At 74.8% G+C, this 24,225-nt stretch carries 28 protein-coding genes; 20 read left to right on the forward strand and 8 right to left on the reverse strand.

What is annotated here, in order from left to right; translation table 11 throughout:
* Positions 1–42 precede the first annotated feature (42 nt).
* On the reverse strand, positions 43–996 hold the full coding sequence (locus tag ACI782_RS11560) for an NAD-dependent epimerase/dehydratase family protein (RefSeq protein ID WP_456909226.1): 954 nt from the start codon (positions 994–996) through the stop codon (positions 43–45).
* A 265-nt stretch (positions 997–1,261) separates the two neighbouring features.
* Here ACI782_RS11560 and ACI782_RS11565 point away from each other — a divergent pair, with 265 nt between their 5' ends.
* Together ACI782_RS11565 and ACI782_RS11570 are read left to right on the forward strand one after the other, a co-directional pair.
* A complete protein-coding gene (locus tag ACI782_RS11565) occupies positions 1,262–1,873 on the forward strand; it encodes a hypothetical protein (RefSeq protein WP_456909228.1) in 612 nt (203 codons plus the stop codon).
* Between the two features lie 859 nt (positions 1,874–2,732).
* The gene (locus tag ACI782_RS11570) at positions 2,733–3,887 is read left to right on the forward strand and encodes a LuxR C-terminal-related transcriptional regulator (RefSeq protein ID WP_456909230.1); all 1,155 of its coding nucleotides are present in this window, start codon (positions 2,733–2,735) and stop codon (positions 3,885–3,887) included.
* 46 nt (positions 3,888–3,933) lie between these two features.
* On the opposite strand, the gene ACI782_RS11575 is transcribed toward ACI782_RS11570, so the two are convergent.
* Entirely contained in the window at positions 3,934–5,166 is a 1,233-nt protein-coding gene (locus tag ACI782_RS11575) for a cytochrome P450 family protein (protein ID WP_456909231.1), read from the reverse strand.
* Positions 5,159–5,614, reverse strand: coding sequence for a DUF5709 domain-containing protein (locus ACI782_RS11580; RefSeq protein WP_456909233.1), 456 nt, complete (start codon positions 5,612–5,614; stop codon positions 5,159–5,161). Before ACI782_RS11580 ends, ACI782_RS11575 begins: the two co-directional genes overlap by 8 nt.
* A 229-nt stretch (positions 5,615–5,843) precedes the next feature.
* Here ACI782_RS11580 and ACI782_RS11585 point away from each other — a divergent pair, with 229 nt between their 5' ends.
* The 4 genes from ACI782_RS11585 to sigE all read left to right on the forward strand — a co-directional run bounded on the left by ACI782_RS11585 (position 5,844) and on the right by sigE (position 8,361).
* Entirely contained in the window at positions 5,844–6,218 is a 375-nt protein-coding gene (locus ACI782_RS11585; protein WP_456909235.1) for a cupin domain-containing protein, read from the forward strand.
* A gap of 128 nt (positions 6,219–6,346) precedes the next feature.
* Positions 6,347–7,330, forward strand: a complete 984-nt coding sequence (locus ACI782_RS11590; RefSeq protein WP_456909237.1) for a hypothetical protein — start codon at positions 6,347–6,349, stop codon at positions 7,328–7,330.
* A 62-nt stretch (positions 7,331–7,392) separates the two neighbouring features.
* Positions 7,393–7,608, forward strand: coding sequence for a hypothetical protein (locus ACI782_RS11595; protein WP_456909239.1), 216 nt, complete (start codon positions 7,393–7,395; stop codon positions 7,606–7,608).
* 174 nt (positions 7,609–7,782) lie between these two features.
* Positions 7,783–8,361 (forward strand): RNA polymerase sigma factor SigE, encoded by a 579-nt coding sequence (sigE, locus tag ACI782_RS11600; protein WP_456909241.1) that lies wholly within the window; start codon positions 7,783–7,785, stop codon positions 8,359–8,361.
* A gap of 6 nt (positions 8,362–8,367) precedes the next feature.
* Here the strand turns inward: sigE and ACI782_RS11605 are convergent, their stop codons facing one another.
* Positions 8,368–9,210, reverse strand: a complete 843-nt coding sequence (locus tag ACI782_RS11605; protein WP_456909243.1) for a D-arabinono-1,4-lactone oxidase — start codon at positions 9,208–9,210, stop codon at positions 8,368–8,370.
* Positions 9,211–9,411: 201 nt separating this feature from the next.
* Here ACI782_RS11605 and ACI782_RS11610 point away from each other — a divergent pair, with 201 nt between their 5' ends.
* From ACI782_RS11610 to ACI782_RS11640, 7 genes are read left to right on the forward strand one after another with little or no spacing between them, the layout of a single operon-like run.
* A complete protein-coding gene (locus ACI782_RS11610; RefSeq protein ID WP_456909245.1) occupies positions 9,412–9,807 on the forward strand; it encodes a TadE/TadG family type IV pilus assembly protein in 396 nt (131 codons plus the stop codon).
* A complete protein-coding gene (locus ACI782_RS11615; RefSeq protein WP_456909247.1) occupies positions 9,795–10,784 on the forward strand; it encodes a pilus assembly protein TadG-related protein in 990 nt (329 codons plus the stop codon). Before ACI782_RS11610 ends, ACI782_RS11615 begins: the two co-directional genes overlap by 13 nt.
* A gap of 10 nt (positions 10,785–10,794) precedes the next feature.
* A complete protein-coding gene (gene cpaB, locus ACI782_RS11620; RefSeq protein WP_456909249.1) occupies positions 10,795–11,589 on the forward strand; it encodes a Flp pilus assembly protein CpaB in 795 nt (264 codons plus the stop codon).
* Complete coding sequence (locus tag ACI782_RS11625; RefSeq protein ID WP_456909251.1) at positions 11,586–12,776, forward strand: AAA family ATPase; 1,191 nt, start codon at positions 11,586–11,588, stop codon at positions 12,774–12,776. The genes cpaB and ACI782_RS11625 overlap by 4 nt, the downstream gene beginning before the upstream one ends.
* Positions 12,773–14,224 (forward strand): CpaF family protein, encoded by a 1,452-nt coding sequence (locus ACI782_RS11630; protein ID WP_456909253.1) that lies wholly within the window; start codon positions 12,773–12,775, stop codon positions 14,222–14,224. Before ACI782_RS11625 ends, ACI782_RS11630 begins: the two co-directional genes overlap by 4 nt.
* A complete protein-coding gene (locus ACI782_RS11635) occupies positions 14,224–15,165 on the forward strand; it encodes a type II secretion system F family protein (protein ID WP_456909255.1) in 942 nt (313 codons plus the stop codon). The genes ACI782_RS11630 and ACI782_RS11635 overlap by 1 nt, the downstream gene beginning before the upstream one ends.
* A complete protein-coding gene (locus tag ACI782_RS11640; protein WP_456909257.1) occupies positions 15,165–16,067 on the forward strand; it encodes a type II secretion system F family protein in 903 nt (300 codons plus the stop codon). Before ACI782_RS11635 ends, ACI782_RS11640 begins: the two co-directional genes overlap by 1 nt.
* A 45-nt stretch (positions 16,068–16,112) precedes the next feature.
* Here ACI782_RS11640 and ACI782_RS11645 read toward each other — a convergent pair whose 3' ends face one another.
* Positions 16,113–16,457 (reverse strand): hypothetical protein, encoded by a 345-nt coding sequence (locus ACI782_RS11645; protein ID WP_456909259.1) that lies wholly within the window; start codon positions 16,455–16,457, stop codon positions 16,113–16,115.
* Positions 16,458–16,596: 139 nt separating this feature from the next.
* Between ACI782_RS11645 and ACI782_RS11650 the strand changes: the two genes are divergently transcribed.
* From ACI782_RS11650 to ACI782_RS11675, 6 genes are read left to right on the forward strand one after another with little or no spacing between them, the layout of a single operon-like run.
* Positions 16,597–17,730, forward strand: a complete 1,134-nt coding sequence (locus ACI782_RS11650) for a baeRF2 domain-containing protein (protein WP_456909261.1) — start codon at positions 16,597–16,599, stop codon at positions 17,728–17,730.
* Positions 17,731–17,759: 29 nt separating this feature from the next.
* On the forward strand, positions 17,760–18,017 hold the full coding sequence (locus ACI782_RS11655; RefSeq protein ID WP_456909263.1) for a DUF2795 domain-containing protein: 258 nt from the start codon (positions 17,760–17,762) through the stop codon (positions 18,015–18,017).
* Position 18,018: 1 nt separating this feature from the next.
* Positions 18,019–18,249 (forward strand): hypothetical protein, encoded by a 231-nt coding sequence (locus tag ACI782_RS11660; RefSeq protein WP_456909265.1) that lies wholly within the window; start codon positions 18,019–18,021, stop codon positions 18,247–18,249.
* 26 nt (positions 18,250–18,275) lie between these two features.
* Positions 18,276–18,638, forward strand: coding sequence for an acyl-CoA thioesterase (locus ACI782_RS11665; RefSeq protein ID WP_456909378.1), 363 nt, complete (start codon positions 18,276–18,278; stop codon positions 18,636–18,638).
* Positions 18,639–18,642: 4 nt separating this feature from the next.
* A complete protein-coding gene (locus tag ACI782_RS11670) occupies positions 18,643–19,527 on the forward strand; it encodes an alpha/beta fold hydrolase (protein ID WP_456909267.1) in 885 nt (294 codons plus the stop codon).
* A 10-nt stretch (positions 19,528–19,537) separates the two neighbouring features.
* Positions 19,538–19,984 (forward strand): ChaB family protein, encoded by a 447-nt coding sequence (locus tag ACI782_RS11675; protein WP_456909269.1) that lies wholly within the window; start codon positions 19,538–19,540, stop codon positions 19,982–19,984.
* Between the two features lie 155 nt (positions 19,985–20,139).
* Here ACI782_RS11675 and ACI782_RS11680 read toward each other — a convergent pair whose 3' ends face one another.
* From ACI782_RS11680 to ACI782_RS11690, 3 genes are all read right to left on the reverse strand, one after another.
* Positions 20,140–20,868: a hypothetical protein gene (locus ACI782_RS11680; RefSeq protein ID WP_456909270.1), complete on the reverse strand. Its 729-nt coding sequence runs from the start codon at positions 20,866–20,868 to the stop codon at positions 20,140–20,142.
* A 229-nt stretch (positions 20,869–21,097) separates the two neighbouring features.
* Positions 21,098–22,408, reverse strand: coding sequence for a M24 family metallopeptidase (locus ACI782_RS11685; protein ID WP_456909272.1), 1,311 nt, complete (start codon positions 22,406–22,408; stop codon positions 21,098–21,100).
* Positions 22,409–22,476: 68 nt separating this feature from the next.
* Positions 22,477–23,625 carry a diguanylate cyclase domain-containing protein gene (locus tag ACI782_RS11690; RefSeq protein ID WP_456909274.1) on the reverse strand — a complete coding sequence of 383 codons (1,149 nt, stop codon included), beginning with the start codon at positions 23,623–23,625 and terminating at the stop codon, positions 22,477–22,479.
* A 119-nt stretch (positions 23,626–23,744) separates the two neighbouring features.
* Between ACI782_RS11690 and ACI782_RS11695 the strand changes: the two genes are divergently transcribed.
* Positions 23,745–24,218, forward strand: coding sequence for a cupin domain-containing protein (locus ACI782_RS11695; RefSeq protein ID WP_456909276.1), 474 nt, complete (start codon positions 23,745–23,747; stop codon positions 24,216–24,218).
* The last annotated feature ends 7 nt before the right edge of the window (positions 24,219–24,225 follow it).

Here is a 24,225-nt window from a genome sequence, read left to right on the forward strand (position 1 = left end):
CCACGGTCACCGCGTAACCGGCCGGCTGCCTCGCGGCGCCGGTCACGGAGTCCGTCCCGCCCGGTGGGTGGGTTCCCGGGCCTCCTCGCGGAGGGCGGCGCCGGCCGCCGCCGCCCCCTCCGTGACGGTGGGGTACCGCGGGCTCCAACCCAGCTCGGCCCGGGCCCTGGCGTTGCTGACCCGCATGGAGGTGTCCACGACGCAGGCGGCGAGGTAGGGCGCCAGGAGCCGGAGCAGCCACACCGGGACCGACCGCGGTGGCGGTGCCCCCACCGCGGCGGCCAGCGCGGTGAACACCTCGCGCCACGTGGCTGCCCGGTCGTCGACGACGTTGTACGCCCGGCCGGGCAGCCCGCGCTCGAGCGCCGCGACGGTGGCGTCCGCGGCGTCCTCGTGGTGCACCCAGGCCAGCAGCCCGCTGGACACGACCGGGAGCCGCCGCCGTCGGAGGAGGGGCGCCACGGCGGCCAGGTCACCGCCGTACAGCGCCCCGTAGCGCAGGGCGATCCCCTCGGGTGCGGTGAATGCCTGCCGCTCGGTGGCGCGCATGGCGGCCAGGTGCGGGTCGAACCGGTCGCCCCGCGGCTCCCCGAACGGGTCCTCCTCGGTCAGCGGCCGGTCGCCGTGGTCGCGGATGCCGTAGCCGAGGACGATCGACTGGGTCAGGAACCGGTTCGCGCCGAGCGCGTCCGCGGCGGCGAGCAGGTTGGCCGTGCCCTCGGTGCGCAGCCGGTCGGTGGCTGCCATGCCGGAGTGCCGGTACGGCGGCCGGCGCAGCGCGGTGAGCTCGTGGATCACGGCATCCGCGCTCAGGCCGTCGGCGGCGCGCAGGAGGGCGTCCCGGTCCAGGGCGTCGGCCACGACGGGCCGGACGCCGGGCGCGGGCGCCCGGGCGGCGGAGCGGCTCAGGGCGAGGACCTCGTGGCCACCGGCGACCAGCGCCGCGGTCAGCGGGCGGCCCAGTGCGCCGGTCGCGCCGGCGAGCAGGACCCTCATCTCGGCACCTCCTCGAAAGCGGGGACGGGACGTCGACGGATCGACGTGACCGCCGAGCATCGGCCCTCCGGCCCGATCCGGCATCCGCCCTCGGTAGACCTCCGGGTGGAAGCCCCGGCGTCCGGCCCGGGGCCGGGGACCGCCCGTTCCACCGCCCCCGCGCCTACGATGACCGGTCGCAGCGTCCCGTCGCGGCGAGCGAGGGCAGGCGGGGCCGTCGGCGATGGCCGGAGCAGTCGGGCGAGTCCTCCTCCAGGCCGACCCCGTGCGGTCGGAGGAGCTACTGGCCACGAAGACCACCCCGCCCGGCCGGGAGCGGGGCTTCGCGTCGCGCCCACGGCTGCTGGCGCAGCTCGAGGCCGGTCTGGCCGGTGGGCTGATCCTCGTCTGTGCCGCCGCCGGGTCCGGCAAGACCGCGCTCCTCGCGGACTGGGCGCGCCGGTCCGGGCACCCGGTCGCGTGGCTCACGCTGGACGCCGGCGACGACGACCCGGTGCGCTTCTGGCGGTCGGTGTCCGCCGCCCTGGACCGGCTCGCGACCGCGCGCCCGGGGCGGCCGGTCCCGGGTGAGGCCGTGCTGGTCCTCGACGACTTCCAGCTGGTCACCTCCCCGCGGGTGCACGAGGCCCTGGCCGCCCTGCTGGACCACCGCCCGCCGCAGCTGCACCTGGTGGTCGCCAGCCGCGTCGACCCACCGCTGCCGCTGGCCGGCTGCGGGCGCGCGGCCAGCTCACCGAGCTGCGCGACGCCGACCTGCGGTGCACCCCCGAGGAGGCCGGCGTCCTGGTGCGCGGCGCCGGCGGAGCCGCCGTCGACGTGCCGGACGGCGCGGTGCGGGAGCTGGCGGAGCGGACCGAGGGGTGGGTCGCGGGGCTGAAGCTGGCCGCGCTGTCCCTGCGGGAGCGGACCGACGTCGCGGGCTTCGTCGCCTCCTTCGACGGGACGCACCGCCACGTCCTGGACTTCCTCACCGAGGAGGTGCTCGACCGCCAGGCCGGACCGGTGCGGCGCTTCCTCCTGGAGACCTCCCTGCTGGACCGCCTCAGCGGCGAGCTGTGCGACGCGGTGACCGGCGGCCGCGACGGCCAGCGGGTGCTCGAGTCGATCGAGGCCGCGCACCTGTTCCTCCTGCCCCTGGACGACGTCCGCGGCTGGTGGCGCTACAACCAGCTGTTCGCCGACCTGCTGCGCACCCGTCTCCGCGACGAGGAACCCGACCGGGTGCCGCTCCTGCACGCGCGGGCGGCGGACTGGTGTGCCGCCCACGGGATGGTGGAGGAGGCGGTCGGCCACGAGCTGGCGGCCGGCCATCCCGACCTGGCGGCCCGGCTGATCGAGCAGCACGTCGACGAGCGGGTGCTGCGCAGCGAGCGGGCCACCGTCGAGCGGTGGCTGGCGGCCCTGCCCGACGGGGTCGTGCGCGCCCGCCCGCGACTGCTGGCCGTGCAGGCGCTCCTGCCCCTGGTGGCCGGGCGGACCGACGAGGCCGAGGCGTCGCTGGCCGTTGCCGAGCGCAGCGCGCAGCGGGTCGACGAGCCGTTCGAGCCGTCGGTCGGCCGGTCGAGGAGCCTGGTCGCCGACGTCGGAGCCCTGCTGGCCTTCGAGCGGGGGTTCCTCGCCGAACTGCACGGAGACGTCCCGGGCACGGTCGACGGCTGCCGGCGCGCCCTGGCCCGGCTCGGCCGGGACCGCACGACACTGGCCGCCGTGGTCACCGGGCACCTGGGCGTGGCCGAGTGGCTCGCCGGCCGGCTCCCGGAGGCGGAGCGCGTCCTCACGGCCAGCGTCGCCGACCTCCGGACCGCCGGGGAGACGTTCCTGGCGGTCCGGATGAGCGACTCGCTCGGCCAGGTCCAGGAGGCGCGGGGGACCTGGACGCCGCGGCCACCACCTACGCCCGGGCCCGCCGCACCGTCGGGCCGGGCGGGCTGCCGGCGGCGGGGATCGCGGCCGTGGGCCTGGCCCGGGTCGCCTACCAGCGCGACCAGCTGGACGCCGCGCTCGGTCACCTGTCCGACGGCATCGCCGCGTGCCGCCAGCTGGTCTACAGCCAGCCGATGGCCGCCGGCCTGGCGCTGCTGGCCTGGACGCGGCAGGCGCGTGGCGACCCGGAGGGCGCCCTGGCAGCGATGGACGAGGCAGCCGGCGTGACGCCCGGGCCCCGCCGGCCCAGCCTGCTCGACCCGGTGCCGGCGCAGCGCGCGCGGTTGCTGCTGGTGCAGGGGGACGTCGCCGGTGCGGCGCAGTGGGTCACCTCGAGCGGCCTGCGCGCCGACGACGAGCCTGCGTACCCGGACGAGCCGGGGTACCTGGTGCTCGCGCGGGTGCTGCTCGCCCAGGACCTGCCGGAGCAGGCGCTCGGCGTGCTGGACCGGCTCGAGCCGATGGCCCGGGAGCAGTCCCGGGTCGCCGGTCTCGTCGAGATCCGGGCACTGCGCGCCCTCGCCCTCGCCGCCCGCGGCGCCGGGCCGGAGGCCCTCTCGGTGCTGGCCGACGCGCTGCGTGCGGGGGCGCGTGCCGGTCTCGTCCGGGTGCTCACCGACGAGGGACCGTCACTGCGCGCGCTGGTCCGCCGCCTGGTCGCCCGCTCCACGGCCGGGGACGTGCCGCCTGACCACCTCGGCCGGGTCCTCCGGGCCTTCGAGACCGCCCCCGCCCCGTCCGGCGCCGCGGGCCCGCTGGAGACGCTGAGTCCCCGCGAGGTGGAGGTGCTCCGCTGGGTCGCCGCGGGCCGGCGCAACCAGGAGATCGCCGACGCGCTCGTGGTGGAGCTCAGCACGGTGAAGAAGCACGTCACCCACATCCTGCAGAAGCTCGGCGTCGACAACCGCACGGCCGCGATCGCCCGCGCCCGCGCCCTCGGCCTGCTGCCGCAGGGACGCCAGGCCTGACGTGGACGCGGCGTTCTCGACGTCGACCCCTCGCCCCTGCCGCCGGTCAGCCGTGCAGCCGCACCGGCAGGCGGGTCAGCCCCCGGATCAGGATGCTCGACCGCCAGGTCAGCTCGCCGGGGTCGACGGCCAGGGTCAGGTCCGGGAAGCGGGCGAGCAGCGTCCGGAACGCCACGTCCCCCTCCAGCCGCGCCAGCGGCGCGCCCAGGCAGTGGTGCAGGCCGAAGCCGAACGCCAGGTGGCCGACGTCGGCGCGCTCCAGGTCCAGCTCCTCGGGGGACCGGAAGTGGCCCGGGTCGCGGTTGGCCGAGGCGAGCGCGACGAGGACGACCTGCCCGGCGGGGATCGGAGTGCCGGCGATCTCGACCGGCTCGGTGGTGTGGCGGAACGTGGCCAGGTCGACCGGGCCGTCGAACCGGAGGAACTCCTCCACCGCACGCGGGGTCAGGTCGGGGTCGGCGCGCAGCCGGGCGAGCGCCTCGGGGGAGCGGAGCAGCGCGTACACCCCGTTGCCGATGAGGTTCACCGTCGTCTCGTGGCCGGCCACCAGCAGCAGGAACGCCATGGAGACGGTCTCCTCAGCCGAAAGCCGGTCGGCGTCCTCCGAGGCCGCGATGATCCCCGACAGCACGTCCTCCCCGGGGTGGGCCCGCTTGTCCGCGACCAGGCGGTCCAGGTACCCCGCCATCGCCATCGCCGCGGCGGTGCGCTCGGCGGTGAGGTCGTCGGAGGCGAGCAGGGTGTTCGACCACGTCCGGAACGCCGAGCGCTCGTCGTCGGGCACCCCGAGCAGCTCGCAGATGACGCTCATCGGCAGCGGGAAGGCGAAGGCGTCGAGCAGGTCGACCTCCGCCGGCCCGGCGGCCATCGCGTCGGCCAGCTCCGTGGCGATCTGCTCGACCCGGGGACGCAGCCCGGCGACCGCCCGCATGGTGAACGCCCGGCCCACCAGCTTGCGCAGCCGGGTGTGGTCGGGCGGGTCGGAGTTGAGCATGTGCCGGGTCAGCTCGCGGGCGAAGGCCACCCGCCGCTCCGCCGGGACGGGGGAGGAGTCGAGCACCTCGGCGAAGCGGGCGCCGTCCTTGGACAGCCGGGGATCGGCGAGGGCCGCGCGGGCGTCCTCGTAGCGGGTCACGAGCCAGACCGGCAGGCCGATCGGGGTGCGGGCCCGCGCCACCGGCCGGTCCGCGCGCAGCGTGGCGAAGAGCGCGTGCGGATCGGCGAAGAAGGACTCGTCCAGCTGCACCACCAGGTCGTCGGCGGTCGTCGGCTCAGCCATCGTCGAGGTCCTCCTCCACCACCAGGTGGACGGCGGCCTCCTCGGCCGACGCCGCGCCGCCGTCGATGCCGCGGTCGGAGGCGAGCAGCTCGGACTCGGTGTCCCACGAGGTGCCCTCGTCCTCGACGAGCCGCCCCGCCCGGTCGCCGCCGACCTCCTCGTCGAGCAGCTCCCCGTCGGTGTCGGACGTGTCGCCCAGCCCGTCGCCGTCCGGGTCGGCCGGCTCCGGCACCTCGCGCGCCAGCCGGCCGTCCAGGCTCTCGCCGGCCGACTCCTCCTCGCCGGTGGTACCCCAGCCGGCGACCGCCCAGGGACGCTCGGCCGGTGACCAGCCCTCGTCGAGGGGGTCCACGCCGCGGTCGTCGAGGGTGTCCTCGGGGTCGAGGACGCCGGAGTCGTTCTCGCCGTCCAGGTCGTCGGGGGTGAGGTCGGGGTCGAAGGGCTGCATGGCTCACGTCTCCTGTCGTCGCCTCCGGCGAGGTCGCGACCTGCGCGCCGGCGCCGTCCGGGGACGGCGCTCCTCCGGGAGGTGGGCGGCGGAGCCCGAGTGTCGTCCGCTCCGGGGGAGGCGCACAAGGAGCTCCCGGCGTACGGATCGGGACGGTTCCCGTTGACCGGTGCGCGCGGTCGCGAGGACAACGAGGGGGCCCGGACACGAGTCGACAAGGAGGGGAGCCATGGACACGACCACCCAGCCTCTGGAGCACCGCACCTTCGCCCAGCCGGACGAGGTCCGGGAGGGCGACAACTGGCGGCTCGAACTGGTCAACCTCGCCGGGGGCGCCCAGGTCGGCCGGATCACCCTGCAGCCCGGCTGGCGGTGGTCCGACCACGTCAAGCCCGTGGCCGGCACCGACCTGTGCCAGGCGCCGCACCAGCAGTACCAGGTCTCGGGCCGGATCCGCGGGGTGATGGACGACGGGACCGAGTTCGAGGCCGGTCCCGGGGACGTGACGTCCCTGCCGCCGGGGCACGACGCGTGGGTCGTCGGCGACGAGCCCGTCGTGGCCATCGACTGGCAGGGGGCCTCCGTCTGGGCCCGCCGCACCTAGCCGGCCGGCGGCGCATGGTCAGAACTGACCATGCGCGCTCCCGCGCAAGACGACGCGTAATGGTGATGCGCACCACGCCGGCACGGGGCCACTCTTGGTCCACCAACCCCGTTCCTGGAGGGACTCCCATGGCCGCGGATCCCCGCGTCGCACCGGAGACCGACCCGCTGCTGCGGACCGGCCCCGATCCGGCGGAGTCGGACGTGCGTCCCGGCACCCGGGTGCTGCTGACGGCGTTCTCGGGGCTCACCCTGCTCGCCGTCCTCGCGCTGCTGGTCTCGCCGGAGCGGGCGCAGGAGGCCTTCGCGTGGAGCATCAAGATGGAGATCACCGCGGCGTGGCTCGGCGCGGCCTACGCCTCGGGCTCGGTGCTCTCCCTGCTGGCCCTGCGGCGCCGGCGGTGGGACGAGATCCGCGTCGCCGTCGTCACGGTCGGCGTGTTCACCGCCCTCACCCTCGTGGCCACCCTGGTCCACGCGCACCGGCTGAACCTGCTGCACGGCGAGGAGGCCGGGCAGTTCGCCGCGTGGGTGTGGTTCGCCGTGTACCTCGTCGTCCCGGTCGCCTGCGCGGCCGTCGTCGTGCTGCAGGAGGTCGGCCGGCGGCCGGCGCCGGACGTCGGCCACCCCCTGCCCCGGTGGCTGGCCCGCCTGCTCGGCGTCCAGGGTGTGGTCCTGGCCGCGGCCGGCGCGGTGCTGTTCCTCGGCGGCCTGACCGTGCACCACCACTCCGAGGTGGTCACGCGGTTCTGGCCGTGGGACGTGATGCCGCTGAGCAGCCAGGTGATCGGTGCGTGGCTGGTCGCGCTGGGCGTCGGCGCGCTCCTGGTCATCCGGCAGCGCGACCTGACCCGCATGCTCGTCCCGGCCGTCACCTACACGCTGTTCGGCGCGCTGCAGCTGGCCGTGCTGGTGCGGTACCGGGCGGACGTCGATCCGGGCGACCCGTGGCTGTGGGCCTACGTCGCGGTCTGCGCCGTGGTCACCGGAACCGGGGGCTACGGCTGGTGGGCGGCCCGGCGCGGGCGCAGGGCCGACGACCGGGAGGGCACGGAGGCCGCCCGCGACGGCTCCCGGGACGCGGTCGAGGGACGGGTCCTCGAGATCTGCTGAGTCTGGAGGGACCCGTGGGCTCGGAGCTCGCCGTGCGGGACCGGTCGCACACGCTCCCCGGCGTGCGCGGCCGGTCCGTCGTCCGGCTGCTGACGGCCGGGCCGCTGCTCGGCGCGTCGGCGGTCGCCGTCACCTCGGCGGTCGTGGGCCGGCTCCTCCGTTCCCTGGCGGCCGCGCGGCCACCGGCCCGGGCGGAGGCGCCGCCCCCGCCGTCCGTGGCCGGTGTCGACGTCCGGGTCACCTGGACGACGGTCGAGGTCCGCTGGACGGCGCGCTGACCCGCCCGCGGCGGGCAGCGCCCGGCCGTTGCCCGCGACCGGATATGATGGACGGCGTAGGGGAGTACCCCTCCACGAAGCGTCGTCAGTACGACCTGCCACCAGGTCCGGCGCGTCGGCCCGGGAGTCCACCGGGCGGGGGAGACCTGCCGACCGTGTGGTGGAGGCCCCTACGTGAGTACCGCTGACCTGTCGACCGGCGCTGCGTCCGTCGAGCCCGAGGGCTGGGTGACGCCGACCTGGGAGCAGGTCGTGCGCGACCACTCCGCCCGGGTGTACCGGCTGGCCTACCGGCTCTCGGGCAACCCGCACGACGCCGAGGACCTCACCCAGGAGACCTTCATCCGGGTGTTCCGCTCGCTGGCGGACTTCTCGCCGGGCACCTTCGAGGGCTGGCTGCACCGGATCACCACGAACCTGTTCCTCGACATGGTCCGCCGCCGGCAGCGGATCCGGTTCGACGCGTTGCCGGAGGACACCGAGCGGCTGCCGGGCACCGCGCCCAGCCCCGAGCATGTCTACGCCGACACCCACCTCGACCCGCAGGTGCAGGCGGCCCTGGACGCCCTCCCGCCCGACTTCCGCGTGGCCGTCGTCCTGTGCGACATCGAGGGGCTGACCTACGAGGAGATCGCGGCGACCTTGGGCATCAAGCTCGGCACGGTGCGCAGCCGCATCCACCGCGGCCGCGTGCAGCTGCGGCAGGCGCTGGCCCACCTCGCCCCACGGGCCGGCGCCGTCGCGACCGAGTAGGCGGCGTCAGCCCAGGACGTGGGTCTCCAGCCAGTCGTTGCGGAACGCGCCCCGCGGGTCCAGCCGCTCGACGAGGCGCACGAAGTCCGCGTGCCGCTCGTAGCGCGCAGCGATTCCCGCCGCGTCGGCGGCGAAGAGCTTGCCCCAGTGCGGCCGCGGCTCGAACGGCTCCAGCACGCGCTCGAGGTCGACCAGCAGCTCCGCGACCGGATCCGGGGCCGGCTGCCACGTGAAGTGCAGGGCGACGCTGTCCCGGCCGTAGCCGGTGCTCATCCAGAGCCGGTCGGCGGCGACCGTGCGGACCTCGCAGACCTGCAGCAGCGGCCGGACTCGCGGCGCCAGCGACCGCACCGCCTCCAGCGCCGGGACGGCGGACCGGATCGGCAGCAGGTACTCCGACTGCAGCTCGTCGCCGGCGCTGGGCGTGAACCCCATCCGGAAGTGGGGCAGGCGGTCCGACCACGACCCGCGCCGGCCGAGCTGCGGCGTGCACGGCGTGGGGTCCAGGCCGAGGACCGGGTGCCGGTCGACCGTCGCCGGGACGGCACCGAACAGGTCGCCCTCCGGAGCGGCGTCCCCGTCGGCGCGGGACTTGACCCACACCAGGTCGACGTCCTCACCCCAACCGGTGAACAGGCTGACGCTGTAGCCGCACGACACGATCTCGTCGAAGTGCCCGGTGAGCGCCGTCCACGACAGCCGCTCGTACACCCGCTGGGCCACCTCGTAGGCCGGCTCGACGTCGAGGGTGAGCCGGGTGACCGCGCCCAGCGCACCCAGTCCGACGACCACGCCGTCGAAGTCCGGCTCACCGCGGGCGATCCGCACCACCTCGCCGTCGGAGGTCACCAGCTCCAGCGCCGCGACGGCCGTCGCCAGGTTCCCGTTGGTGACCCCGGACCCGTGGGTCGCGGTGGGCGCCGCGCCCGCCCCCGCCGCCCCCCCCCCCCCCCCCCCCCCCCCCCCCCCCCCCCCCCCCCCCCCCCCCCCCCCCCCCCCCCCCCCCCCCCCCCCCCCCCCCGGCCGCAAGCGTCGAGGGAGGAGGCTGACATGAGGGAGCGGCTGCAGCGTGAGCGCGGCGCCAGCGTCGTCGAGTTCGCGCTGATCCTGCCCCTGCTGATGATCCTGGTCCTCGGGATCATCGAGTTCGGCCACGCCTTCCACGTGCAGGGGACGCTGTCCGCGGCGGCCCGCGAGGGCGCCCGGGTCATGGCCTTGCAGAGCAACCCGGCCGCCGCCCGCGCCGCCGTCCGCGACGCCGCCCCCACCCTCGACCCGGCGATCACCGACGCCCAGATCGCCGTCTCGCCCGCCGCGTGCCCGGCCACCGCGACGACTCCGGCCAACGTGCGGGTGACCATCAGCTACCCGATGCCCTTCCTGACCGGCTTCTTCGGGGCCGACGTCGACCTCACCGGGACGGGGGTCATGCGGTGCAACGGCTGATCCGTCCTCTGCGGGCCCGCGTCCTCAGGCGCCGGCCGGCCGGCGAGCGCGGCGCGGCAGCCGTGCTCCTGTCGGTCCTGCTCGTCCCGCTGCTCGGCTTCACCGCGATCGCCGTCGACGTCGGCGCCCTCTACGCGGACAAGGCCCGGCTGCAGGTCGCCGCCGACGCCGCCGCCCTCGCCGTGGCCCGCGACTGCGCCCGGGGTGCCTGCGGCGACGTGCAGGCCACCGCCCAGGAGATGGTCGACGCCAACGACGACGCCACTGCAGGCGCCGGGGCGGCCACCGCGGCACCGCCCGTGCTGCAGAGCGGGCCCACCCGCGTGACGGTCACCGGCAGCGCTCCCCGCGAGCACTGGTTCGCCCCGGTCATCGGCCACGACGCGAGTGCGGTGTCGGCGACGGCGACCGTCACCTGGGGCGCGCCCAGCGGCGGGACGGCGATGCTGCCGCTGATCTTCTCCTGGTGCGAGTGGCAGGCCCAGACCGGCGGCGGCATGCCCTCGGGGACGACGCAACGCACCATCGTGCTGCCCAAGAAGTCCGACACCGGCTGCACCGGCCCCTCGCGCATGTTCGTGCCCGGCGGCTTCGGCTGGCTGCAGTCCGACGGCGGCAACACCTGCAAGGCGACCACGCGGATGGGGAACCGCTTCGACTCCGAGCCGGGCAACAACCCCTCGCAGGGCTGCTCGGTCGGCGACATCGCGGCCCTGGTGGGCCGGACCGTGCTGCTCCCGATCTTCGACGAGTCCGGCGGCACCGGCAGCGGCGCCTGGTACGAGGTCTACGGCTACGCCGCCTTCACGATCACCGGCTACCACTTCGGCGGCCAGTTCGACTCCGGTGAGCCCTGCACGGGCGAGGAGCGCTGCATCCGCGGCTACTTCACCCGCTTCGTCGACGCCTCCGGCGCCTTCGACACCAGCACAGACGCCCCGGACCTGGGCGCGTCCATCCTCCGACTGATCCGATAGGGGCGCTTCCGTGAGACGCCGACTGCTCGCCGCCGTCGCGGCGCTGGTCCTCGTGGCCGCCGGCACCGTGGTGCTGCTGGCCTACGTGCGCGGCGCCGACGCCCGCGCCCTCGCCGGGGTGCGGACGGTGGAGGTGCTCGTGGTCGACCAGCCGATCCCTCAGGGCACCCCCGCCGAGGAGATCGCCGACCTGGTCCGCACCGAGGTCCTGCCCGCCAAGGCGGCGGTCGACGGGCGGGTCACCGACCTCGGGCAGCTCAGCGACCAGGTCGCCACCGTCGACCTCGAGCCCGGCGAGCAGCTGCTCGCGGGCCGGTTCGCCGCACCCGCCGACCTCCAGGCGCCCGGCACCGTGCCCGTTCCCGAGGGGATGTCGGAGGTCAGCGTGCTGCTCGAGCCGCAGCGGACCGTCGGGGGCCGGCTGGCCGCCGGTGACGAGATCGGCTTCTACATCTCCATGGACCTCGAGGGCAACATCGACGAGGACCCCGAGGACGAGCAGATCGGCACCACGCACGCCACCCTCCACGGCGTGCTGGTGACCCAGGTGCAGGGCGCCCCGGTGCCCGCCGACGCGCAGACCGCCTCGACCGGCACCCCGGCGCCGTCGGACAGCGTGCTGGTCACCCTGGCCCTGCCGGCCCGGGACGCGGAGATCGTCGTCTTCGGCATGGAGCACGGCAGCGTCTGGCTCACCCGGGAGCCCGAGGGCGCCGACACCTCGGACACCAAGATCATCACTCAGGGCAACGTCTACGGCGACGCCGTCCTCGGCCGGGTCTCTGTGGGAGGTGACGACGAGTGAGCCGCGTCGTCCTCGCCGGCGCCGGTGACGACCTGCGCGCCCGGGTGGTCCTCGCCGTGGACGGCGACGTCCAGACCCTGCCGCCCGGCCGGCTGCCCGCCGACCCGGCCCGCCTGTTCGAGCTGCTCACCGACGGGGAGCTGCCCGACGTCCTGCTCGTCGGCCCGCTGGCCACCCACGACGAGGTGCTCACCCTGGCCGGGCGGCTGGACGTGCAGTGCCCCGGGATCAGCGTCGTCCTCGTCACCGAGCCCGCACCGGACACGTGGCAGGCGGCCATGCGGGCCGGCATCCGCGACCTGCTGCCGCCCGGCGCCGACCCGGCCGAGATCGCCGCGGCCGTCGACCGCGCCGGCGCGGCCGCCGCGGACCGGCGCCGGGTGCTGCGGCCGCTGGAGGAGACCGCCCGCTTCACCGGCCGGGTGATCACGGTCGCCTCGCCCAAGGGTGGAGTCGGGAAGACGACGGCGGCGACCAACCTCGCCGTCGGGCTCACCGCGGCCGCGCCGCAGTCCACGGTGCTCGTCGACCTCGACGTGCAGTTCGGGGACGTCGCCTACGCCCTCGGCCTGGCGCCCGAGTACACGCTGCCCGACGCCGTCCACGGCCCGGCCAGCGAGGACACGATGGTGCTCAAGACGTTCCTCACCCAGCACCCCAGCGGGCTGTTCGCCGTCTGCGGCTCGGAGTCGCCGGCCGCCGGCGACACGGTGACCGGGGACGACGTCAGCCGCCTGCTGCAGGCGCTGTCCCGGGAGTTCCGCTACGTCGTGGTCGACACCGCGCCGGGCCTCTCGGAGCAGACGCTGGCCGCGATCGACCGGGCCACCGACGTGATCCTGCTCAGCAGCATGGACGTGCCCGGCGTCCGCGGCCTGCGCAAGGAGATGGCGGTGCTCGGCGAGCTCGGGATGATCCCGGCCGGCCGGCACGTGGTCATGAACCTCGCCGACCCCAAGGGTGGGCTGTCGGTGCGCGACGTGGAGGTCGCCATCGGGTGCGGCGTGGACGTCGTCGTCCCGCGGTCCCCGGCCGTGCCGGCGTCGACCAACCAGGGTGTGCCGATCCTGGCCAGCGGCCGCAAGGACCCGGCGGCCAAGGAGTTCCGCCGCCTGGTGTCCCGCTTCGCGGCCACCCCGCTGGTCAAGCCGGGCCGGTACCGCGCCAAGCACCGGGCGGCGTCGTGAACCTCGCCTCCCGCCTCGCCGCGGCGAAGGGCGGTCCGGCCGACGCCGACGTCCCGCCGGTCCCGCTGCAGAAGCCCGCGCCGGTGCCGCCGGCCGTGCCCGCTCCCCGGCCCGTGACCCCGGCCGGGGCCGGCGGGACCACGGTCGCGCCGACCGATGCGCTCACCCGGCTCAAGGACCGCGTCGCCAAGGCGCTGTTCGACCGCATGGGCTCCCGGATGAACGACCCGTCGCTGTCGGAGGACCAGCTCCGCGGCATCGTCCTCGGCGAGCTCGACGCCGTCGTCGACGAGGAGAAGGTGCCGCTGTCGCCCGACGAGCGGGCGCGGCTCACCGCCGAGCTGGCCGACGACGTGCTCGGCTTCGGCCCGCTGCAGAGACTGCTCGACGACCCGACGGTCACCGAGATCATGTGCAACGGCCCCGACATGGTCTACGTCGAGCAGGGCGGCAAGCTGGTCCGCTCCGCCGCGCGGTTCACCTCGGAGGAGCACCTGCGCCGGGTCATCGACCGGATCGTGTCGAAGGTGGGACGGCGGATCGACGAGTCCTCGCCGATGGTCGACGCCCGGCTGGCCGACGGCTCCCGCGTCAACGCGATCATCCCGCCGCTGGCCTTCTCCGGATCGACGCTCACGATCCGCAAGTTCGCCAAGGACCCGTTCGGCGTCGACGACCTCATCGGTTTCGGCACCCTCTCGCCGGAGATGGCCGAGCTGCTGCGGGCCTGCGTCGAGGCCCGGATGAACATCATCGTCTCCGGCGGTACCGGCACGGGTAAGACGACGCTGCTCAACGTGCTCTCGTCGTTCATCCCGGAGGGCGAGCGGATCGTCACCATCGAGGACGCCGTCGAGCTGCAGCTGCAGCAGGAGCACGTCGTCCGCCTGGAGTCGCGACCGCCGAACATCGAGGGCAGGGGCGCGATCACCATCCGCGACCTGGTCCGCAACAGCCTGCGGATGCGGCCCGACCGCATCGTGGTCGGGGAGTGCCGCGGCGGGGAGTCCCTGGACATGCTCCAGGCGATGAACACCGGCCACGACGGCTCGCTGTCGACGGTGCACGCCAACTCCCCGCGTGACGCCATCGCCCGCCTGGAGACGCTGGTCCTGATGGCCGGGATGGACCTGCCGCTGCGGGCCATCCGCGAGCAGATCGCCTCCGCGGTGGACGTCGTCGTCCAGCTGACCCGGTTGCGGGACGGGACGCGGCGGGTCACCCACGTCACCGAGGTGCAGGGCATGGAGGGCGAGACCGTCACCCTCCAGGACGCGTTCCTTTTCGACTACTCCGCCGGGGTCGACCCCTCGGGCCGGTTCCTCGGCAAGCCGGTCCCCACCGGTGTGCGGCCGCGGTTCACCGACCGGTTCGAGGAGCTCGGCATCCGCCTCTCCCCGTCGGTGTTCGGGATGCCCGAGCCCGTGCGGGCGCGGAGGTGGGCCTGATGTCGCCGGCGCTGCTCCTGGGCGGGCTCGCGCTGGTCGCCGGTGGGCTCGCCGTGCTCGTCCTCGGCGTGGTGCCGGCAGGGCCGCGCCGGGTGCCGCTGGCCCGGCTCGACCCCTCGGTCGCCCCGCCGCCGACCCTGCTCTCGAAGGTGGCGGCGCAGGCGCAGGGCGGGGTCGAGCAGGTGATCGCGCGCCGCGGCGGCGTCGCGACCGGCGCGGCCGCCCTGGAACGAGCCGGCATCGCGAGCTCCCTGGCCGAGGTCGTCCTGCTCACCGGCCTGGCGACCGTCGTCCTCGGCGCGGTCGGCTGGCTGCTCGGCGGCCTGCTGACCGGCCTGCTGCTCGCCCTCCTCACGCCGCTGGGCGCCCGCGCGACGGTGAGGCTCAGGATCAGCCGGCGGCAGGCCCGCTTCGCCGACCAGCTCGACGACGCGCTCCAACTCATGGCCAGCAGCCTGCGGGCCGGGCACAGCCTGCTGCGCGCCGTGGACGCGGTGGCCGACCAGGCCCCGGCCCCCATCGGCGAGGAGTTCGCGCGGATCGTCAACGAGACGAGGGTCGGCCGTGACCTCGGGGCCGCGCTCGACGAGGTGGCCGAGCGGGTGGACAGCGACGACTTCCGCTGGATCGCCCAGGCCATCGCGATCCACCGGGAGGTCGGCGGCAACCTGGCCGAGGTGCTCGACACCGTCGGCAACACGATCCGGGAGCGCAACGCGATCCGCCGGCAGGTGAAGGCGCTGTCCGCCGAGGGGCGGCTGTCGGCCTGGGTCCTCATGGCCCTGCCCGTCGGCATCGTCGCCTTCCTGACGGTGACCAACCCGGTCTACCTCTCCGCGTTCACCGAGTCCCTGACCGGCTGGATCATGGTCGTCGTGTCGGTGGGCCTGCTGGTCGTCGGCGGGCTGTGGCTCAAGAAGACCGTGGCGATCCGGTTCTGATGAGCGCCGTCCCCGCCCCCGTCCTCGCCGCGACGCTCGCGGTGGCCCTCGGCGTCCCGCTGCTCGGCTGGGCGCTGTTCGCACGCCCACAGGACGACGCCGCCCGGTCACGGGCCAACCTCACCCGCGGGCTCGACATGGCCGGTGCCGGCCCGCGGACGGCCGTCCGGGCCGGTCCGGGGCTCCTCGGCCGCCTGGCCGCCGCGCTCACCCCGGCGGGGACCGTGACCCGGCTCGACCGGCTGGCCGGCACAGCCGGGCGGCCCGCGGACTGGCCCGTCGCACGGCTGGTCGCGGCCAAGCTGGTCCTGGCCGCGATCGCCGGGGCTCTCGGGCTGCTGGTCGCGAGCAGCAGCCCTGGCCCCCTCACCGTGCTCATGGCCGCCGGCGTCACCGTCGTCGCCTACTTCGTGCCCGAGCTGCTCCTGTACAGCCGGGGCCAGGAACGCCAGCAGGCCATCGGGTTGGAGCTGGCCGACACCCTCGACCAGATGACCATCGCCGTCGAGGCCGGCCTCGGGTTCGAGGCGGCCATGGCGCGAGCCGGCAGGAACGGGCGCGGACCGCTGGCCGAGGAACTGGTGCGCACGCTGCAGGACATCGGGGTGGGCCACCCCCGCCGGGAGGCCTATCTCGCGCTGGCCGAGCGCACCGGGGTCGAGGACCTCAAGCGGTTCATCCGCGCGGTCGTCCAGGCCGACGTCTACGGCGTCTCGATCGCCGACGTGCTGCGCACCCAGGCGCAGGAGATGCGGCTCAAGCGCCGGCAGCGGGCGGAGGAGAAGGCCATGCAGATCCCGGTGAAGGTCATCTTCCCGCTGATGCTGTGCATCCTGCCGACGCTGTTCATCGTGCTGCTCGGCCCCGCGGCCATGGACATCGTCGACGCCTTCAGCCGCTGAGCGGAGTGCAGGATTCCTCTCTTCCTGCACTCCGCTCGTCGGGGGTCAGCCGGTGGAGCGGGGCTGGGCCGGGTTGGTCGGGTCACCCGCGGACGGCGGGTTGATGGCCGGGCCGGTGGTGGCCTCGGAGACCTTCGAGCCGGCCGCGGCGTGCACCGGGTCGTCGGCGGCCGCGGCGGCCGGGTCGCCCCCGGACGGCTGGGCGCCCTCTCGCAGCGCGGACAGCCGGTTCTCCATGATCGTCACCACCTGCAGCCGGTTGGCGTGCGCGCGCTCGTACTCCAGCAGCGTCTCGACGCCGGCCGCGTCGAGCGTGCGGATCCGCGAGGTGAGCCCCTCCACCGGGAGATGGTCGTAGTCGGGCAGCGGCAGCTGGTCGTGCTCGGTCATGGGGGGCCGCCTACCCGTTCCCGCGGATCCGACACCGGGTGTGAGGCCACGGTCGCTGGGTAGGCGGCGGAGGCGGGAGCGCCCCACCGCGGGCCTCGCAGTTCGTCATCGACAGCGATCGAGGAGTGGTCCCCACCTCATGGACGTGTCCTTCCTGGCGCCCGTCTTCACCGCCTCCGGGCCCTACGCCACCGTGTGTGCCGACGTCACGCACACCACCGAGAGCGCCGACACCGAGGTCGAGCTGCGGGTCCGCGCCGTCGCCGAGCGACTCGGCGAGCAGGGCGCGCCGGAGGCGGTCGTCGAGGCGGTCCGCGGCCGCCTGCTCGAGGCGAACGACGGCGGGGACGTCGCCACCCTCCGAGGGCGGGCCCTGATCGTGGCCGCCGACGGCACCGTCGTCCTGGACCAGCCGCTGATCGACACGCCGCGGCAGGAGGTGGCCGAGTGGTCGCCCACCCCCAACCTCCTGCCGGTCCTGCGCCAGCTGCCCGGGCGGGTGCCGCACGTCGTCGTGGTCACCGATCGCGTCGGCGCCGACATCTCGGTGGCCACCCTCGCCGGCCGCCCGGAGATCGAGGACGAGGTCGAGGGCGACAGTTTCCAGATCCGGAAGTTCCCCGGCGGCGGCTGGGCGCACCACCGCTACCAGCACAACGCGGAGAACAAGTGGGTGCACAACGCCGACAACGTCGCCGAGCGGATCTCCTCGCTGGTGCGCCGGCTGCAGCCGAGGTTCGTGCTGGTCGCCGGTGACGTCCGGGCCCGGCAGATCCTCACCGACCGGGCCGGCGACTCGTGGAAGGACCTCGTCGTCTCCATGGACGAGGGCGGGCGCGCCGCCGGTGCCGACCGGGAGCCGGTGGACCGGCGCGCTGCCGAGCTCGTGGCCGAGCACGAGGCCCACGAGGAGGCGGAGACCGTCGAGAAGATCGCCGCGGCCGGCGCGCACGGCCTGGCGGTGACCGGCAAGGCGTCGGTGGTGGAGGCCCTGCGCAAGGGGCAGGTCGAGACCCTGGTCCTCGCCGACCAGCAGGACACCGACGACACGCTGCTCGTCGGCAACTCCGCCCTGGAGCTGGGGGTCGACCAGCACGACATGGACGCGCTGGGCACCCAGGGCACCGTCGTCCCGGCCGAGCGGGCGCTGCTCGCCGCCGCCGTCGCCAGCAGCGCCGCCGTCGTCGTGGTGCCCCGCTCGGCCATGCCGGACGGCATCCCCGTGGCCGCCGTCCTCCGGTACACCGACGACTCGACGCCCTCCCCGCAGTGACCGCGTCCCCGACCGAGGAGGAGCCCACAATGAGCGACCCGCACCAGCCGGCCACCGCACCCGGCACGTCGCCGGGGGACGTCGAGCACCGCGCCGCGCTGGCCGAGGTGCTCGGCAAGGAGGTGTGGCCCGCCGACCGGGACACCCTCGTCGCCAAGGCGGAGGAGGCGAACGCGCCGGACCGGGTGGTGGCCGACCTGCGCCGGCTGCCCTCCGGGCAGCAGTTCGCCAACGTGCAGGACGTCGCCCGCGCGCTGGGCATCGGCACCGAGCAGGAGCGGTTCTGAGATGACCACGAACAAGGAGCCCAGCCCGGAGGCGCTGGCCAACGTCACCGAGGAGAACGTCCGCACCCGCTCGCAGCTGCTGCCCGAGGAGGAGGGGCTCCAGGGCAGCGGCATGGAGGAGGTGGCGGCCGAGGTGATCCTGGCCGAGTCCGAGGAGCGGACGGTCCACACCGATCCGGACGACGCCCAGGGTGGCCACCGGCAGTCGTCCGACACGGCGGACCTGCCCTGAGCGGCGTCCACGAGCACCCGGTCCAGCTGCGCTGGTCGGATCCCGACTCCCTCGGCCACGTCAACCACGCCCGGGCGCTGAGCCTGCTCGAGGACGCGCGGCTGGCGATGGCGGAGGGGGACTCCGGTGACCGGGGCCTGATCCTCGCCCGGCTCGAGGTCGACTACCTGCGCCAGCTGTACTACCGGGCGGGGGAGCGGCTGTGCGTGCGCAGCTGGGTGACCCGCCTGGGGACGAAGTCGATCACCGTGCGGCAGGAACTGGTGCAGGACGACCGGGTCGCCATCCGCGCCGACGTCGTCATGGTGCTGTTCGACTTCGCCGCCGACGCCAGCCGGACCATGACCGACGCCGAGCGGGCGTACTGGGCCCGGTTCCGCGCCGACTGAGCCGGTGGGGTTCTTCGCAGGGTTCGCCGAGCAGCGGGTCGACGTGGCCGGCGGCGTCACGCTGCGGGTGCGGTGCGGCGGGTCGGGGCCACCGGTCGTCCTGCTGCACGGCCACCCGCGGACCCACACCACCTGGCACCGGGTCTCTCCGCGGCTGGCCGCGGCCGGGCACACCGTCGTCTGCCCCGACCTGCGCGGCTACGGGCAGTCCACGGCGCCGCCGCCGGCCGACGACCACGCCCAGGCGTCGAAGCGGGCGATGGCCGGCGACGTGGTCACGCTGATGCGCTCCCTCGGCCACGACCGGTTCGCCGTCGTCGGGCACGACCGGGGCAGCTACGTGGCCCTGCGGACGGCGCTGGACCACCCCGCGGCGGTCACCCACCTGGCCGTCGCCGACTGCATCCCGATCGTCGAGCACCTCGACCGCGCCGACGCCCGGTTCGCCGCCGCGTGGTGGCACTGGTTCTTCTTCGCCCAGCCCGACAAGCCCGAGCGGGCCATCGGCGCCGACCCCGACGCCTGGTACGGCGCGCTCGCCCCCGGCCGGGCCGAGCGCATGGGGCCGGAGAACCACGCCGACTTCCGCCGCGCGATCGCCGACCCCGCCACCGTGCGGGCCATGCTCGAGGACTACCGGGCCGGTCTGACCGTCGACCGTGCCGCCGAGGAGGCCGACCGCGCCGCCGGACGGCGGGTCGCCTGCCCGACGCTGGTGCTCTGGTCGGCCCGCGACGACCTCGAGGACCTGCACGGCGACCCGCGGACCATCTGGGCGGACTGGACCGACGACCTGCGCGGCGGCGGACCGATCGACAGCGGCCACCACGTCGCCGAGGAGGCGCCGGAGGAGCTGGTCGCGGCGCTGGTCCCGTTCCTGCGCGTGTGATCGTGCAGTCGTGACGGGGTACGTGCAGGTCATGCCCAAGACGACGAAGAGCGGGAAGGCCAAGAAGGACGAGATCCCGAGCACGCTGGAGCGGTCCGACGAGAAGGCGCAGCGGACCTTCGCCAAGGCGCACGACTCGGCGATGGACTCCTACGACGACGAGCGCCGGGCCAACCAGGTGGCGTGGGCCGCGGTGAAGCACACCCACGAGAAGGTCGGCGACCACTGGGAGCCCAAGGAGGGCGGCCGGAAGGGGCCCTCGGACCGGCAGGCCGAGGGTGGCCGGGACACGAAGCGGGAGACCAAGGGCGGCGTCGACGCCAACGCCTCCAAGGAGCACCTCATGGAGGTCGCGAAGGAGCTCGACGTCTCCGGTCGGTCGAAGATGACCAAGGACGAGCTCGTCGACGCCATCCAGAAGGCGAACGACCGAGAGACGGCCAAGAGCCGCCGCTAGTCCAGCCTCAGTGGTCGACACGTGTCGACGACGTGCTGAAACGGGCGCCGATCACGAATCCAGGCTCGATGTGGTCGTGGTGTGCGCTGAGGACGATCCGGTCGAGAACGGGCTCGACCGGATCGTCAGGCTCTGCTTCGCGCTTGCGTGACCCTTTACGGTGCGCCGAGGCCGTAGGTGTAGGAGCCGGTGGACCAGTTCATCGTCGCGTTGTACGTGTACCCACTCATCGTTCCGTCGCCGTTGTCCTCGTTGGCCGCAAAGCACTCGAAAACGGTCGTCTGCTCGGTGAGGTCGTCGGTCGAACCGCCACCGACCGGGGAACAACTCACCTCGATGATCGGGCCGTCGATGACTCCGTCGGCCGCGTGTTCCTCGGCCATCTTCTTGACGCTTGCCTCGATCTCCGTGACGGAGGTCCGCCGCGCCGCGCGTTCCGCTTCGTCTCGTCTTTCTTGAGCGGCGGCAGCGGCGGCTTCTCGACGCTCCTGCCTCTCGCGCTCCTCGGTCGCGGCCTTCTCAGCCGCGGCCTCGGCGGCGGCCTCGGCCTGTCGTGCGTTGTCCGCGACCTTCCAGGCGATACCGCCCCCGATGAGACCCAGGACCAGCAGAGCGCCCCCGGCCATCAAGAGCCACTTGACGATCCGCCGGTTCTTCGGGCCCGAGTCGGGTTCACGAAGGCCCGAGCTCGGCCCGGCTGTGTCAATGGGAGGGGGTAGTGCGAGCCACGTCTCGCCGTCCCAGTACTGCTGACCCCCCGAGGGCGTGGGATACCAGCCTGCAGCCGGAGTGGTGAGTGCGGTCGCATGGCCGTTCCGGGCGGATTCGGTCGGCGCTCCGGACGCGTCCTGTTCTGGGGCGCCGTCGGGGGGCGTGGTGCTCATGCGAGAACATTCGCACAGACCTTCGAATCCACATGAATTCGACACCCCCCTTGTGGGGACGACTTCCCACTCTGCTCCGAGCAGTGGGGTGCACGGCGCGGTGGATCTCGATGTGGGCCGCGCCCCCGCCGGTGCTGCCATTCTGAGGACGCGATGCCAGTTTCGACGAGCTTGCCGTTCGCGGTTCCGCAGCAGATCAGAGACGCGCCGAGCCCGGGCAGGGTGAGGCTCAGCCGGTCGGGATGAGGAGCAGCTCGGTCTGCCGGTCGCCCAGGTAGGTCACGCCCTCGTCGGTGAGCGCGATGCCCTCCTCCAACGCCATGCGCACGGGCTGGCCGCCCCACTCCGGCACCGGCACGCGGACGCAGAGCTCGAGGGCGTAGACGGTGTCCGGGTGCAGCACGCGGTCCCCGGCGCCGGGGACGCCGCGCTGGTCGTCCCACATGCCGATCACCGGGCCGGCGCCGTGCCCGTGGAAGCCGACGGGGTGGGAGTAGACGTCCCCGTCGATGCCCTCGGCCGCGGCGGCGGCGCGCGCGGCGGCCAGCACCTCGTTGCCGGTGCGGCCGACGACGAGGTGCGCGGTGGTGAGGTCCTGCAGCCGGTTGCCCGTCGCCAGAGCCGACCGCAGCCCCGCCGGTGCCTCGGTCTCGCCCGGCCGCAGGACGTAGCCGTTGCGCTGGCTGTCGGTCTTCAGCCCGAGGCTGGACAGGCCGACGTCGCAGTGCACGAGGTCGCCGGGCTCGACCGGCACGTCGTAGGGGACGGCGGGCAGCAGCGCGCCGCGCTCCGCGGCCGGCGGCACCCCGGCCCGCTGGACGTCGACCACGGGGTGGAACCAGGGCCCGACGCCGAGGTCGGCGAACCGCTGCCGCAGCCACCAGGCCAGGTCGGTGGCGGCCGTCTCGCCCACGGTCAGGACGGCGGGGGAGAAGGCCTCCTCGACCACCGTGCGGGCCAGCCGGTTGAGCCCGTCGAGCGCGGCGATCTCCTCCGGCAGCCGGGTCTCCAGCCAGCCGACCGCCAGGTCCTCGGCCGACACCAGCCGCTCCGCGAAGGGGCCCAGGGCCTCGGTCAACAGCCGGTGCTCGGTGTGCGAGAGGCCGTCGGCCAGCGCGAAGTCGGCCGACACGTCGATCCCGATGCGACCGGGGTCGGCCTGCTCCACGAGGCGGCGCACCTCCGCCCACTGCGCCGCCTCGGTGGCGGGTGCGCCGTCGTCCTCGGGGGACCACGCGGGCAGGAACTGGCCGACGGGGTAGCGGGAGACCGCGACCGCGGTGACGCCGTCGTCGCTGCGGTGCAGCACGAGGACCGTGCGGCGCCGCGCCGACAACCAGGTCGCGGGGAGGAGCGTGGCCAGGACGGGGTCCTCGTTGTACTCGCGGCCGACCACGAGCCACAGGTCGATGCCGGCGCGGTCCATGAGCCCGGGCAGGAGGTCCAGCACCCGCTGGGTGAGCCACCGGTCGCGGACGTCGGCCTGCACGCGCAGCGGCATCGGCACCGTGCGCGTCGGGTCCGGTGCGACGAGGGTCACGCAACACAGGGAACCAGAATCCCGGCGTCCCCACCGGTCGAGCGGTGCGGCCCCTGGAGGGACCGGCGTCAGGCCGGCTCGCCGGCGGGCGCGCCCTCCTGCGGGTGGTTGTCGTGCAGCCGCACGCTGCGCTGGCGGGGGAGGACGGCGACCACCCGGTCCCGTCCGGCCTGCTTGGCCTCGTACATGGCGCCGTCGGCGCGGTCGATGAGCCGCCACATGGCGTCGGCGGCGTCCTCCCCGTCGACCGGCCGGACCAGCGCCATGCCGATGGACGCCGTCACCGCGTGGTGGTCCGGGGTGCGGCTGCCGGCGACCGCGCCGCGGAGCCGCTCGGCCAGCCGCGAGGCCTCGGCGGAGTCGCTGACCAGGCCCAGCACGACCAACTCCTCACCCCCGATGCGGGCCAGGACGTCGCTGGGCCGGACCGTGGCCGACAGGGCCGTGGCGACGGCGCGCAGCACCGCGTCACCCGCGGCGTGCCCGTGGGTGTCGTTGAGCTTCTTGAAGTGGTCGAGGTCGAGCACCATCGCCGCCACCCGCGACCCCTCACGGCGGGCCTGGCGCCACACGCGCGGCGCCTGCTCGACGAGCGAACGCCGGTTGGCCAGGCCCGTGAGCGGGTCGAGGTTCGACAGCGCCTGTGTGGCCTCCAGCAGCCGCTGCACCCGGCGGCGCAGCACGTAGACGCCGAGCGACGCGCCGTTGAGCACCCCGGCGGTGATCGCCAGCTGGACGAGGACCCCCACCAGGGACTCATCCGGGCCGTGCGTCAGCGCGATGCCGCTGGAGAGCACGGTCATCAGCACGCTCACGCCGACCATCCACGGGCCCAGGAACCAGGCCGCGACGAAGCACGGGAACAGCAGCAGCAGCGGTGGCGCGTGCCGGGGGTCCTCGATGCTGAGGACGGAGACCACGTACACGACGTGGCCGAGGAGGACCACGCCGAAGGTGGCCCAGGGGCCGGCCCGCTGCCGCACCGCCAGAGGCAGGGAGACGGCCAGGCAGGACAGCATCACGACCGCGTACCAGACGCGGGCGGTCCCGGGGTGCACCGCGCCGTCCACCATCAGGGTCACGCACCCGACGAGCCCGCCGAGGAAGGTGAGGATCGCCAGCGTCATGACGGCGACCCGGTGCTCCGGTCCGCGGCTCACCGCCGTGCCGGAGGCGCGGCGCGGTGTGTCGGTGTCGTTGCGTCGCCGCCCGGTCACCGCTGCAGGATGCCCTACCGAGGGGGTCCACGGGGAGTGGCTGCGCGTCGCGAGTCGGACGAGTTCCGTGAAGCGGCGCTCGGTCGACGCCGGTCCGCTCCGGTGCCAGGCTGGCCGCCATGTCGCACCCCGAGCCCGGCCGGGTCGTCATCCGCACGCTGACCGACCACCCGCTGGTCGCCAACGGGCCGGCCAGCTCGCTGCGCATGGTGGCCCCGGGCTCGGAGACCGCCGGGCGGTTCGGGCTCGTCGAGTACACCGTCGCGCCGCACAGTTCCGGGGCGGCGCCGCACTACCACCACACGTTCTCGGAGTCCTTCTACGTGCTCTCCGGGGAGCTGACCGTCTACGCGGACGGCACCTGGCGCCCGCACCGTCCCGGCGACTTCGCGCTGGTGCCCGAACGCGGCGTGCACGGCTTCCGCAACGACGGCGAGGAGCGGGCCTCCTTCCTCATCCTGTTCGCGCCCGGCATCGCCCGCGAGCTGTTCTTCGCCGAGATGGCCGAGCTGCGCAACAGCGGACGGCAGCTGTCGCCGGAGGAGATGGCCGCGTTCTACGCCCGGCACGACCAGGTGATGGTCGACGTCTGACGGTGGC

It is taken from the genome of Geodermatophilus sp. SYSU D00703 (genome assembly GCF_054050155.1).

Excerpts from the sequence above, each read along its gene's own strand:
- ACI782_RS11560 (WP_456909226.1), bottom strand. The coding sequence starts at position 996 with ATGAGGGTCCTGCTCGCCGGCGCGACCGGCGCACTGGGCCGCCCGCTG.
- ACI782_RS11575 (WP_456909231.1), bottom strand. The coding sequence starts at position 5,166 with ATGGCTGAGCCGACGACCGCCGACGACCTGGTGGTGCAGCTGGACGAG.
- ACI782_RS11580 (WP_456909233.1), bottom strand. The coding sequence starts at position 5,614 with ATGCAGCCCTTCGACCCCGACCTCACCCCCGACGACCTGGACGGCGAG.
- ACI782_RS11585 (WP_456909235.1), top strand. The coding sequence starts at position 5,844 with ATGGACACGACCACCCAGCCTCTGGAGCACCGCACCTTCGCCCAGCCG.
- ACI782_RS11590 (WP_456909237.1), top strand. The coding sequence starts at position 6,347 with ATGGCCGCGGATCCCCGCGTCGCACCGGAGACCGACCCGCTGCTGCGG.
- ACI782_RS11610 (WP_456909245.1), top strand. The coding sequence starts at position 9,412 with ATGAGGGAGCGGCTGCAGCGTGAGCGCGGCGCCAGCGTCGTCGAGTTC.
- ACI782_RS11635 (WP_456909255.1), top strand. The coding sequence starts at position 14,224 with ATGTCGCCGGCGCTGCTCCTGGGCGGGCTCGCGCTGGTCGCCGGTGGG.
- ACI782_RS11640 (WP_456909257.1), top strand. The coding sequence starts at position 15,165 with ATGAGCGCCGTCCCCGCCCCCGTCCTCGCCGCGACGCTCGCGGTGGCC.
- ACI782_RS11645 (WP_456909259.1), bottom strand. The coding sequence starts at position 16,457 with ATGACCGAGCACGACCAGCTGCCGCTGCCCGACTACGACCATCTCCCG.
- ACI782_RS11650 (WP_456909261.1), top strand. The coding sequence starts at position 16,597 with ATGGACGTGTCCTTCCTGGCGCCCGTCTTCACCGCCTCCGGGCCCTAC.
- ACI782_RS11655 (WP_456909263.1), top strand. The coding sequence starts at position 17,760 with ATGAGCGACCCGCACCAGCCGGCCACCGCACCCGGCACGTCGCCGGGG.
- ACI782_RS11660 (WP_456909265.1), top strand. The coding sequence starts at position 18,019 with ATGACCACGAACAAGGAGCCCAGCCCGGAGGCGCTGGCCAACGTCACC.
- ACI782_RS11680 (WP_456909270.1), bottom strand. The coding sequence starts at position 20,868 with ATGAGCACCACGCCCCCCGACGGCGCCCCAGAACAGGACGCGTCCGGA.
- ACI782_RS11695 (WP_456909276.1), top strand. The coding sequence starts at position 23,745 with ATGTCGCACCCCGAGCCCGGCCGGGTCGTCATCCGCACGCTGACCGAC.